Genomic DNA, 10252 nt, shown 5'->3' with positions numbered 1-10252 from the left:
CGGCCACCGCGGTCGTCACGGTTGAAGGAACGGCCACCGCGGTCGTCACGGTCCCGGTCGCGGTCGCGGCCGAAGGAGGGGCGCTCGCGGTCGCGGTCCCGGGTGAACGCCGGGCGCTCGCTGCGGGCCTCGCGGTACGACGACGCACGCTCGGCCTCGACCGGGGCGGCAGCGGCCTCGACGGCGGGCGCCTCGGCGGCGGCCGCACCCTCGGCGGTCTCGGCGGTCTCGGCGGCGGGCTCGTCCTCGATGCCCAGCGCGGCACGCTCGCGCGCCGCACGGGAGGCGAGGCGGTCGGCCTCCTCGCGCAGCTCGGTCGCCCGGCGCTGCGCGCGCTCCAGCTGGCGGGTCATCTCGGCGACCTCGCGCTCGGCGGCACCGGCGATGCCGGCCGCGGACTCGGCCTGCACCTCGACGAGCGAGCGGGCGCCGGTGATCTTGGCGACCTCGGCGTCGAAGGCGTGGTCGAGGATGTGGCGCGAGGCCTCGACGCCGGCGTCCTCCATCAGGCGGAAGACGGTGCGGCGCTGGTGCGGCAGCACCAGGGTGACGACGGTGCCGGAGCGGCCGGCGCGGGCGGTGCGGCCCGAGCGGTGCAGGTAGTCCTTGTGGTCGCCGGCCGGGTCGACGTTGAGCACCAGGTCGATGCCGTCGACGTGGATGCCGCGGGCGGCGACGTCGGTGGCGACGACCACGTTGACGTAGCCGTCCTTGAAGTCGCCGAGAACGCGGGTCCGGGCGCCCTGGGTCATGCCGCCGTGCAGCGCGTCGGCCTTCACGCCGGCCTCGACCAGCTGCTCGGCGACGCGGTCGGCACCCATCTGGGTGCGGACGAAGATGATGGTGCGGCCCTTGCGGGCGGCGATCGCGTTGGTGATCGGCGCCTTGTCCTTGGGCTTCACCACGAGGATGTGGTGGGTCATGGTGGTGACCGCGCCGGCGGACGGGTCGACCTCGTGGGTGACCGGGTTGTTCAGGTAGCGCTTGACCAGGGTGTCGATCTCGTTCTCCAGCGTGGCGGAGAACAGCAGGCGCTGGCCGCCGGCCGGCACCAGGTCGAGGATCTCGGTGACCTCGGGCAGGAAGCCCATGTCGGCCATCTGGTCGGCCTCGTCGAGGACGGCGACCTGCACGTCGTCCATCTTGGCGGAGCCGCGGTTGATCAGGTCGCGCAGGCGGCCCGGGGTGGCGACGAGGACGTCGACGCCGCGCTCCAGGGCGTAGATCTGGTTGGACATCGAGGTGCCGCCGCAGACCACCTTGAGGCGCAGGCCGAGCACCGAGCCGAAGGGCTCCAGGGCGTCGGCGACCTGCATGGCCAGCTCGCGGGTCGGCACCAGGATCAGGCCGCGCGGGTGCTTGGGGCGGGTGCGCTCGCCGTCGGCGAGGCGGGTGAGCAGCGGCAGGCCGAAGCTCAGGGTCTTGCCGGAGCCGGTGCGGCCGCGGCCCAGCACGTCCTTGCCGGCCAGGGCGTCCGGGATGGTCGCGGCCTGGATCGGGAACGGGGTGGTGACATCCCGCTTGGCGAGGGCGCGGACGACCTCGTCCGGCAGGCCCAGGTCGCCGAAGGTCACGGTGGGCTCGGTGTCCGCGGCGTCCGCGGTGTCGGTGTCCGTCTCGGCGTGCTCGACGGTGTCGAGCAGCTCGGCGGAGTCGGGGGTGTCGATGGTGTCGGCGGCGTCGAGACCGCTCGCGGGCATGGCGAAGCGGGCGTCGTCAACGAGAGACATGCAAAACCTTCCGGAAGTGGCACGCGCCAAAGTCCGGGGTTCTGTTTCACAACCGCCTCTATGCGGTCAGCCACGGATCGCCGGAACGCGCCAAGGGCGCCGTTTCAAGGGAATCAGGGCGCCAGTCAAATGGATCAAACGAACGATCTACCACCATAGAGGAACCTGGGGATCAGAGGCAAACCTGCTGGCCAACCCGTTGATGATCAGCCCGAACCTCCGCCGGAACCCGAGGAACCGGGGAGGCTCGGCAGCGAGCCGGAGTCGGAGGGCGTGGGCTGCGCGCTGGCGCTCGGTTCCGGCGCCGGGGTGGCCGAGGGGGTCGGGCCGGTGGGCCCGGCGGTCGGATGCGGCTCGGGCGTCTCCACGCTCCGGTTGGCCGGCAGCGACGCCGACGGGGCGGGCGACGGCCCGGCCGGGGGCGGGGTCTGCGGCGGTACGCTCGCGGTCGTCGAACCGGACGGCTTCGCCCCCGGCCGCGCGGCCGCCGCGGGCACCACCGTTCCGTGCCCGGCGTGCTTGCCGCCCGCCGCCCGCGCCCCCGGCGCCCCGGAGTCCCCGGGCAGGTCGCCCTGGCCGGTGCTCCGGTCGCTGCCCTGCAGTTCGGCCGACCCCGCTCCCACCGCCATGCACCCGCTCAGCCCCAGCCCCGCCAGCGCCGCCAGCGCCGCGCCGGCGACCGCGCGCCGCCGCCTCGACCCGCCCGGCCGCACCGCGGCCATCACCCCAGCCATCTCCCGAGCCACCTCTCGCACCGCCCACCCGGGCCCACCGCCCTCCGGTGCCCAACGCGCGGCGGGGCCCGTCGGACACGGCCGGCGCCCCCGTCCGGGCGGGCGGCCCTCCCCGCGCCCCCGTACGGCCCTCCGCGCGGGCCTGCGAGCGGACCTGCGCGCGGCCGTGCCCGGAGCGCCCGCACCGGGGAGTCGGACGGGGCGTCAGCCCCAGAACGCGTGCGCCAGCGCCGTTCCCGCGTACGCCGCGCCGAGGCCCGCCAGCAGGCTGCCCGCGACGTTCGCGAACGCCATGAACCGGGCGCCGCTCTGCGCCAGCCGCAGCGTCTCGTACGAGAACGTGGAGTAGGTCGTCAACGCCCCGCACAGGCCGGTGCCGATGAGCAGTTGGAGGTCGGAGGAGGCCGCGCCGCGCGCCGCCGCACCGGTCAACAGGCCGAGCACCAGGCAGCCGGAGACGTTCACGGTGAAGGTGCCCCAGGGGAACACCGAGTCGTGCCGCGCCTGGACGGCCCGGTCGGTCAGGTAGCGCAGCGGAGCGCCGACCGCCGCACCGGCGATCACCAGCAGCCAGGTCACCGGCCCTCCTCCCGCCCGGCGCCCTCCGCCGGGCCGCCGTCCGCCTCCGCGGGACCGAACCGGACGACCTCGCACTCCTCCAGCAGCACCGGCCCGAGCCCGGAGAGCTCCTCCAGGCGGGGCAGGAAGGCCCGGATCCGCTCGGCGGTGTCCACCACCACGACCGCCACCGGCAGGTCCTCGCCGAGCGAGAGCAGCCGGGCGGTGTGGATCACCGAGGAGGCACCGAAGCCCTCGATGCCGCGGAAGACGCTCGCCCCGGCCAGGCCGGCGGCGTGCGCGCGGTGCACGACCTCGGTGTACAGCGGGCGGGAGCGGTACATCCGGCTCTCGCCGACCAGCACGGTCAGGCGCAGGGCCGTGCCCCTGAGTCGGCTCATCCCGTCCTCCTGCCGTCACGTCCGTCGTCGCGGTGATCGCCCCGGTGGTCGTCGCGGTGCGGCAGGCCGCCGCGCTCCGCGGTCATCCGACCCGCCGGCCGAGCAGCCGCCGGGTCAGGCCGGCCGCGATCCAGACCGAGGTCAGGGCGGCCAGCACGGTGGCGGCCAGGTAGGCCAGGCCGCGGGCGGGCGCCCCGTGATCGATCAGGCGCTGAACCTCGACGGTGGCCGTGGAGAAGGTCGTGAACCCGCCCAGCACGCCCGTCCCGAAGAACGGCCGGAGCAGCGGGTGCGGCGCCCAGACCTCGGTGACCAGCACCAGGAAGACCCCGATCACCGTGCAGCCGAGGGTGTTGACCAGCAGCGTCGTCCACGGGAAGGCGTCGGGGCCGGTCGGCCAGGCGAGGGCCGCGCCGTACCGGGCGGACGCCCCCAGCGCGCCGCCGAGCGCCACCACGGCGACGGTCGGCCCCTGGCCGCGCAGCACCGGCGGCCTGCCGCCGCCGGCCTCCCGCGGCGGCGCCGCGACCCCGCTTGTCCGGTCCGAGCGCACACTCCAGTGAATCACCCGCGTGGATCACCTGGCACACCGTCACCGCACACCCGACAATGAGGCGGTGGAGATGACCCGGGACGAGTTCGAGACGCTGGTCGCCGATGCCCTCGACCAGATCCCCCCGAAGCTCGCGGCGATGATGGACAACGTCGCGATCTTCGTCGAGGACGAACCGGATCCCGCCTCCCCCGACCTCCTCGGCCTGTACGAGGGGACCCCGCTGACCGAGCGCGGCGAGTGGTACGCCGGGGTGCTGCCGGACCGGATCATCATCTACATGGGCCCGACCCTGCGGTACTGCGAGACGTACGAGCAGATCACCGACGAGGTCCGGACGACGGTGATCCACGAGGTCGCGCACCACTTCGGCTTCGACGACCACGAGCTCCACGAGCTGGGCTGGTCCTGACCCCCGGCGCGCGACACCCGACATCACGGCCGGAAACCGTTTTGGTGTTCCCGCCCGGCATCCCATATGCTTCTCGACGTCCCCGAACGCTGGATAACAGCAGAGGGGGGCCGCAAGCCCTCATCGTCTAGTGGCCCAGGACGCCGCCCTTTCAAGGCGGTAGCACGGGTTCGAATCCCGTTGGGGGCACGCGTTACCGTAGTACAGTGCAGTGCCGCAAGGCCTGAGCGGATCTTCCGCACCAGGTCCCGTGGAGCAGTTGGTTAGCTCGCCACCCTGTCAAGGTGGAGGTCGCGGGTTCAAGTCCCGTCGGGATCGCTCGTCTCGCAAGAGACGTCGCAGTACGGCCAGGTAGCTCAGTTGGTACGAGCGTCCGCCTGAAAAGCGGAAGGTCGCCGGTTCGACCCCGGCCCTGGCCACAGTCGGAGCCCCCGCAGCGTAGATCGCTGCGGGGGCTCCTTCGTGTCTCCCGGGTACGGGCGGCGGGGGCGGGCGCGCGCCCCCGCCGGGGTGGTCACTCCGGGTCGGGCCCCTGGGTGACGGGGAGGTCGCCGGGGCGGCCCCACTCGCTCCAGGAGCCGTCGTACACGGCGAGGTCGCGGTAGCCGGCCAGCTCGGCGCCGAGGGCCAGCACGCAGGCGGTCACCCCGGAGCCGCAGCTGACCACCAGCCGCTCCCGCCCGTCGGCGACGGCCGCGAACCGGGCCTTCAGTTCGTCGGCGGGCCGCATCCGGCCGTCCACCTGGAGGTCGAGGTAGGGCAGGTTCACCGCGCCCGGGATGTGGCCGCGGCGCAGCCCCGGACGGGGTTCCTCGACCCGGCCGGTGTAGCGGTCCCGGCTGCGGGCGTCGAGCACGGTGGTGGCGGGGTCGGCGAGCGCGGCGTCCACCGCGCGGCGGTCCACCAGGAGCCCGGCGCGGGGCCTGGCGGTGAAGGTGCCGGGCTCGACGGGCTCCTGCTCGGCGCCGGCCTCGGTCAGCGGCAGTCCGGCGGCCTCCCAGACCGGCAGTCCGCCGTCCAGCACGGCCGCCCGGTCGAAGCCCATCGCCCGCAGCATCCACCAGGCCCGGGCGCTGGAGTAGATGCCGGCGTTGTCGTAGGCCACCACGACGCTGTCGTCGTCCACCCCGAGGGCGCGCAGCTCGCGCTCGAACTGCTCGGGGCCGGGCATGGTGTGCGGCAGCGGGTCCGCCGGGTCGGAGAGCGCGCCGTCGATGTCGAAGGTCCGCGATCCGGGGATCGGCCGCCGGATCCCCCGGTACGCCCCGACGCTGGCGTCGAGCACGACCAGCCCGGGCCGGCCCAGGTGCTCCGCCAGCCAGTCGGCCGGCACCAGCGGTCCGGGAGGGGACAGCAGACTCATCGCACGCACCTTCTCCGCTCGGCCACCCCGCACACACCGTTCACGGGCGTCCGACGCACAGTAGTACAGGTGTGCAAACGACCGGGGCGTTCCGGGGGAACTGCGCGGGGGCGCGGACGCGCGGCGGCGGCGGGGCCTGCCGGGGGCGGGACCGGGCGCCGTTGCCCACCCCCGTGGGGCAGCGGCGCGCCGGAGCGTGTGGGCCGGGGATGCGGCCGGGCGGCCGCGCTCGGCGGGCCGGTGCGGTCGATCCTGCTCAATGCGTGACCGACTGTCAACTATCGTGGATCGCACCCGGAGGGACTCCCGGATTCCGGCACGGCTCGCGCACCGGAACAGCACTTCTTCCTCAACGATCGTGCAGGATGGGCCGGTCGGGGGATTCTGGCGTAGCGTCAGATCGTTCTATGATCCGCGCATGTCCACCGAATCTGCGCGACCGGAGGGCTCCGCCGGGCCGTCCGGTGAGGGGGCCGGGCCCGACACGGGCTCCCCCGACTTCGCGGCCCGCTTCCGGCGCCTGATCAAGGTGATCTACCCGAAGGACCTCGGCCGCCCCTGGCGGGACACCGAGATCGCCCTCGGCACCGGCCTCAGCGGGACGTACATCGGGAACCTGCGCAAGGGCACCCAGAAGCCGAGCCTGGAGAACGCGGTGAAGATCGCCAAGTTCTTCGGCGTGCCCCTGGACTACTTCAGCGACTCCGCGACCGCGCAGGCCGTCGAGCGCGACCTGCAGCGGATCGAGGCGCTCCGCGACGCCCGGGTGGAGCGGATCGCGATGCGGGCGGCCGGCCTTCCGCCGGAGATGCAGGACGCCGCCCTCACGGTCGTGGAACAGTTGCGCAGGGCGGTCGGACTGCCCGACGACGGTGGCCCGGCGGAGTGACGTGACCGGGCAGCAGGAGACGCCGCTGGGCCACTGGCGGCTTCCCGAAGGGGAGCACGTGCGAGGTGTGGGACGTACCCGCCGCCGGATGCGGGCCGTGGCCAGGCAGCTGGGGCTGCCTCCGCTGAGCACGGTGGAGGAGCTGTGCACGGCGGTCGCCGAACGGACGGGCCGTCCCGTCCGGCTGGCACCGCGCCGGATGCGGGTGGGGGAGCCCTCCGGCTTCGTCGAGCGGCTGCCCGGCGAGGACGTCGTCCACTTCGAGCAGGAGACCTCGGGCCTGCACCAGGCCCACATCGTCTGCCACGAGCTCGCCCACCTGCTCTGCGGGCACCTGCCGGAGGCCGCCCCGCCGGACGCGGAGACCGCCGCGGTGGAGCTGCCCACCATCGACCCGGACGTCCTGCGCATGGTCCTCGGCCGCTCGCACTACGACGACGCGGCGGAGGAGGAGGCGGAGGTGCTCGGCGCGGAGCTGCTGCGGATCCTGGTGCTCGCGCCGGGCGCCGGGACGACCTCGCAGCTGGCGCCCGCCCTGGAGCACCGCAAGGGCCAGCATGTCTGAGCAGTTCGCGGCCCCGGCGGTGTCCGAGGCGCCGTTCAACGCCGTCTACCTGGCGATCGGCGCGGCGGCCTGGGCGGTCGCCGCCCTCAAGTTCAGGGCCTGGCGGCGCGACCCCTCGCCCGGCCTGCTGGTGGTGGCGCTGGCGATCGCCTCGCCGGCGAGCTCCTTCCTGATGGCCTCGCCCGTCCTCTACCGGGCGATCGACCGGCTCGCGCACACCGGCAACCTGGCCACCCTGCTGGTGTACCTGGGCATCACCGGCTTCTCCGCGGCCGCCGTGGTGCTGGCGCTGATCTGGACCCCGCCCGGGGACCGGGACGGCGACCGGATCTGGGACGTCTCCTCGTCCGGCACCCGGCGGCGGATCCGGGCCCGGCTGACGCTGTTCGCCGTGCTGGCCGCACTGATGGCGGTGCTGTTCACCGCCGGCCGGGCGGGCGCGCCGGAGACGCCGCTCACCTTCGACACCACCTTCGCGAGGGTGCCCGCGATCGCCTGCTTCCTGGTGCTGTACCAGGGCGCCTTCGCCTTCGCGCTGATCGACATCGCCCGGGTCTGCCGCGGCCACGCCGCCCGGCTGCCGGCCGGTTGGCTGCGCGGCGGCATCCGGCTGATCGCCCTCGGCTCGGCCACCGCCTGCCTCTACGTGCTCTGCAAGATCGTCGCGATCGGGGCGGGCGCCGCCGCGGGGGGGGGGGGGGGGGGGGGGGGGGGCGGCCGCCGCCGGGAGCGGCGGCCCCGAGTGGCTGAGCACCGCCGCCGGGCCGGCCTTCGCCGCCGTCGGCGCCCTGCTGATCACCGCGGGCTTCGCCGGCCCGGCGGGCGCCAACTGGGCCCGGCGCCGACGCGACTACCGGGCGCTGCGCCCGCTCTGGGACCTCGTCTACCGCGCCGACCGGCGGCTCGCCCTGGAGGCGCCGCCCGCCCGCTGGACGGAGCGCCTGGCCCTGCGCGACCTGGAGTGGCGCACCACCCGGCGCGGCCTGGAGATCCGGGACGGCCAGCTCACCCTGCGGCCCTGGGTGGACCCGGCCGTGGTCGCCGGCAGCGCCCGGATCGCCGAGCGGGCCGGGCTGGACGACCCCGAGCGGGCCGCCCTCGTGGTCGCCGCCGCACTGCGCTCCGCCGTCGCCGCACTGGACGCCGGACGGCCGCCGCGGCCCCGCGAGGAGCAGGCCGTGCTGCCCGGACTCGACGCGGACCCGGCGGAGGAACGGGCGCACCTCGTCCGGGTGTCCCGCGGCCTCGACGGCCCGCTGATCGCCGAGGCGCTCGCCGCCGCGGGCCCGGCATGAGCGGCGCACGGCCGCCCGGCGGTGCCCGCGACCCGTACGCGCGGCTGGTGCTGGAGGTGATGCCGGAGGAGTCCCGGGTCGGGCTGACCCTGGGCTTCGTCCGGACCTTCGGGATTCCGGAGATCGCCGCCGTGCTGCACGCCACCGGGCAGGTGACCGGGCAGCCGAAGACCCGGGCCAAGGCGACCGGGGCGGCGATGTTCACACTGATCGGGCACGGCCCGGGCAGCGCCGAGGGCCGCCGGGTGGTGGAGGGGCTGCGCCGGGTCCACGACCGGCCCGGCATCACGCCCGAGCTGATGCACTACGTGCTGGCCTGCTTCACCGTCTGCCCGCTGAGGTTCATGGACGAGCACGGCCCGCGGCGGCCGGCTCCCCCGGAACGGGACGCCGCCTACGCCTTCCACCTGGAGCTCGCCGGGGCGCTCGGCCTGCCCGTGCCGCCCGGCGACGGCCTCGCGGGCACCGAGGCCTGGATGCGCGAGGTCGAGCGCCGCCGCTTCGCGCCCTCCCCGCAGGCCGGGGAGCTGTGGGCCTCCGCCCGCGGTCTGCTCGCCTCCCGGCTGCCCGGGCCGCTGGCCCCGCTCGCCCCCGTCCTGGCCGCCGCCCTGTTGGACGAGCCCCTGCGGACCGCGCTCGGCGCACCCCGGCCGCCCGCCCTCGTCCGCACCGCGGTCGACGCCGCCCTGCGTCTGCGCGCCGGACGGGCCCGCCGGGCGGCCTGACCCGGGACGGCACCGCCCGACCGCGAGAACCGGGCGGGACCGGCAGGCACCGGACGGCCACCGCCCGCGGCGGCCGGGCCGGGCGCACACTGGAGGTGCACGCCGGGCGCTCCGGCGCGGTGGAGGGGACCGGCAGCAGCACCGCGGCCGGCGGTCCGCCGCCCGTCCCCGGCCCGGAGGTGCCCGTGTCCTCAGCCCCGGCAGCCCCCCGGCGCGGTCCGTCGGCCGTGCTGCGCAGGTGGGCGGTCGGGCTCGGCCGGGGCCGCGGCCGACCGCCCGCCGAGCCCGGTGACCGCCCGCCGGACCGCGAGGCGCAGGCCGCCGCCCTGCTGGCGGTGCTGGACGCGGCGGTGGCCGAGCAGGTCGCGGCGGACCGCGCCCTCGCCGTGTGCGGGGAGCCGGGACCGGTGGCGCCGGAGCTGGCGGAGCTGCTGTCGAGGCAGGCCGTCCGGTACGGGAGGCTGACGGGCTGGCTGCGGGCGCTGCCGGCGGACGGCGACCTGGCGGGCGTCCGCGACCTGGCGATCCGGCTGGTGGCGTACCACCAGTGGATGCTGCACCAGTCGGCCAACCTGGCGTTCGCTGGCCACCACCGCCCGCGCAGCGAGGCCGCCCGGGAGCGGATCAACGGCCTGGGTGCCCCCGCGGACCGGCTGCGCGAGCTGCGCGACCGCCTGCAGGCCGACGTCCCGGAGTGACCCGGCGTCAGCCGACGGTGTGACAGGAACCCCGCCGGCCGGGCGCGGCGGGGTCGGTGGCAGCCAGTAGGCTCCGCAGGAACGGCCGCGTGCAGACCGCCGCGGCCCGGGGGGCGGCCGGCCGGCGTGACCGGCGGGCCGCACGCGAGTCATCCAGGGGGAAGTCCGTCATGCGCATCCGTCCCGCGGCCGTTGCCGCTCTGCTCGTCGCGACCGCGTTCGGCGCCGCCGCCTGCGGCCCGGAGGACTCCACCGGCGGCGGCGCGGTCGCCGCACCGGGCAAGGCGTCCGCCGCGCCCTCCGCCGCGGCGGACGGGCCGTCGACCGGC

The 10252-nt window shown here is 75.8% G+C and carries 13 protein-coding genes and 3 tRNA genes; 9 read left to right on the top strand and 7 right to left on the bottom strand.

All coding sequences use genetic code 11. From position 1 onward, the window contains the following. From ABD353_RS35360 to ABD353_RS35340, 5 genes are all read right to left on the bottom strand, one after another. Positions 1-1730 (bottom strand): DEAD/DEAH box helicase (locus tag ABD353_RS35360; protein ID WP_344627807.1); only part of this gene is annotated, 1730 nt, incomplete at its 3' end. Positions 1731-1936: 206 nt separating this feature from the next. Beyond that, on the bottom strand, positions 1937-2464 hold the full coding sequence (locus ABD353_RS35355; protein WP_344627806.1) for a hypothetical protein: 528 nt from the start codon (positions 2462-2464) through the stop codon (positions 1937-1939). 204 nt (positions 2465-2668) lie between these two features. Then, a complete protein-coding gene (crcB, locus tag ABD353_RS35350; protein ID WP_344627805.1) occupies positions 2669-3043 on the bottom strand; it encodes a fluoride efflux transporter CrcB in 375 nt (124 codons plus the stop codon). Next, positions 3040-3423, bottom strand: coding sequence for a DUF190 domain-containing protein (locus ABD353_RS35345; protein ID WP_344627804.1), 384 nt, complete (start codon positions 3421-3423; stop codon positions 3040-3042). The genes crcB and ABD353_RS35345 overlap by 4 nt, the downstream gene beginning before the upstream one ends. An 82-nt stretch (positions 3424-3505) precedes the next feature. Then, entirely contained in the window at positions 3506-3910 is a 405-nt protein-coding gene (locus ABD353_RS35340) for a fluoride efflux transporter FluC (protein ID WP_344627819.1), read from the bottom strand. A 136-nt stretch (positions 3911-4046) separates the two neighbouring features. Here ABD353_RS35340 and ABD353_RS35335 point away from each other — a divergent pair, with 136 nt between their 5' ends. The 4 genes from ABD353_RS35335 to ABD353_RS35320 all read left to right on the top strand — a co-directional run bounded on the left by ABD353_RS35335 (position 4047) and on the right by ABD353_RS35320 (position 4807). Then, on the top strand, positions 4047-4388 hold the full coding sequence (locus ABD353_RS35335; protein ID WP_095873704.1) for a metallopeptidase family protein: 342 nt from the start codon (positions 4047-4049) through the stop codon (positions 4386-4388). A 116-nt stretch (positions 4389-4504) separates the two neighbouring features. After that, positions 4505-4577, top strand: a tRNA-Glu gene (locus tag ABD353_RS35330). A 55-nt stretch (positions 4578-4632) separates the two neighbouring features. Then, positions 4633-4706, top strand: a tRNA-Asp gene (locus tag ABD353_RS35325). A gap of 27 nt (positions 4707-4733) precedes the next feature. Next, positions 4734-4807, top strand: a tRNA-Phe gene (locus ABD353_RS35320). Between the two features lie 95 nt (positions 4808-4902). On the opposite strand, the gene ABD353_RS35315 is transcribed toward ABD353_RS35320, so the two are convergent. Further along, on the bottom strand, positions 4903-5751 hold the full coding sequence (locus ABD353_RS35315) for a sulfurtransferase (RefSeq protein WP_344627803.1): 849 nt from the start codon (positions 5749-5751) through the stop codon (positions 4903-4905). A gap of 418 nt (positions 5752-6169) precedes the next feature. Between ABD353_RS35315 and ABD353_RS35310 the strand changes: the two genes are divergently transcribed. Beyond that, complete coding sequence (locus tag ABD353_RS35310) at positions 6170-6640, top strand: helix-turn-helix domain-containing protein (RefSeq protein WP_344627802.1); 471 nt, start codon at positions 6170-6172, stop codon at positions 6638-6640. Between the two features lie 97 nt (positions 6641-6737). Continuing rightward, positions 6738-7205, top strand: coding sequence for a hypothetical protein (locus ABD353_RS35305; RefSeq protein ID WP_344627801.1), 468 nt, complete (start codon positions 6738-6740; stop codon positions 7203-7205). A 189-nt stretch (positions 7206-7394) separates the two neighbouring features. On the opposite strand, the gene ABD353_RS35300 is transcribed toward ABD353_RS35305, so the two are convergent. After that, positions 7395-7751: a hypothetical protein gene (locus tag ABD353_RS35300; RefSeq protein ID WP_344627800.1), complete on the bottom strand. Its 357-nt coding sequence runs from the start codon at positions 7749-7751 to the stop codon at positions 7395-7397. Positions 7752-7951: 200 nt separating this feature from the next. Between ABD353_RS35300 and ABD353_RS35295 the strand changes: the two genes are divergently transcribed. The 3 genes from ABD353_RS35295 to ABD353_RS35285 all read left to right on the top strand — a co-directional run bounded on the left by ABD353_RS35295 (position 7952) and on the right by ABD353_RS35285 (position 9923). Continuing rightward, positions 7952-8500 (top strand): DUF6545 domain-containing protein, encoded by a 549-nt coding sequence (locus tag ABD353_RS35295; RefSeq protein ID WP_344627818.1) that lies wholly within the window; start codon positions 7952-7954, stop codon positions 8498-8500. Further along, positions 8497-9225, top strand: a complete 729-nt coding sequence (locus tag ABD353_RS35290; protein WP_344627799.1) for an oxygenase MpaB family protein — start codon at positions 8497-8499, stop codon at positions 9223-9225. Before ABD353_RS35295 ends, ABD353_RS35290 begins: the two co-directional genes overlap by 4 nt. 185 nt (positions 9226-9410) lie before the next feature. Further along, positions 9411-9923 (top strand): hypothetical protein, encoded by a 513-nt coding sequence (locus ABD353_RS35285; RefSeq protein WP_344627798.1) that lies wholly within the window; start codon positions 9411-9413, stop codon positions 9921-9923. Positions 9924-10252: the final 329 nt, after the last annotated feature.

It is taken from the genome of Kitasatospora arboriphila, assembly GCF_039528095.1.
In the GTDB taxonomy this organism is placed as follows: domain Bacteria; phylum Actinomycetota; class Actinomycetes; order Streptomycetales; family Streptomycetaceae; genus Kitasatospora; species Kitasatospora arboriphila.
The sequence above is the reverse complement of the archived record's forward strand: the minus strand, read 5'-3'. Positions and strand labels throughout refer to the sequence as shown.

Bases quoted from the DNA above. Each gene is read 5' to 3' on its own strand.
- ABD353_RS35355 (WP_344627806.1), bottom strand. From the start codon at position 2,464: ATGGCTGGGGTGATGGCCGCGGTGCGGCCGGGCGGGTCGAGGCGGCGG.
- ABD353_RS35345 (WP_344627804.1), bottom strand. From the start codon at position 3,423: ATGAGCCGACTCAGGGGCACGGCCCTGCGCCTGACCGTGCTGGTCGGC.
- ABD353_RS35335 (WP_095873704.1), top strand. From the start codon at position 4,047: ATGACCCGGGACGAGTTCGAGACGCTGGTCGCCGATGCCCTCGACCAG.
- ABD353_RS35315 (WP_344627803.1), bottom strand. From the start codon at position 5,751: ATGAGTCTGCTGTCCCCTCCCGGACCGCTGGTGCCGGCCGACTGGCTG.
- ABD353_RS35310 (WP_344627802.1), top strand. From the start codon at position 6,170: ATGTCCACCGAATCTGCGCGACCGGAGGGCTCCGCCGGGCCGTCCGGT.
- ABD353_RS35300 (WP_344627800.1), bottom strand. From the start codon at position 7,751: ATGTCGATCAGCGCGAAGGCGAAGGCGCCCTGGTACAGCACCAGGAAG.
- ABD353_RS35290 (WP_344627799.1), top strand. From the start codon at position 8,497: ATGAGCGGCGCACGGCCGCCCGGCGGTGCCCGCGACCCGTACGCGCGG.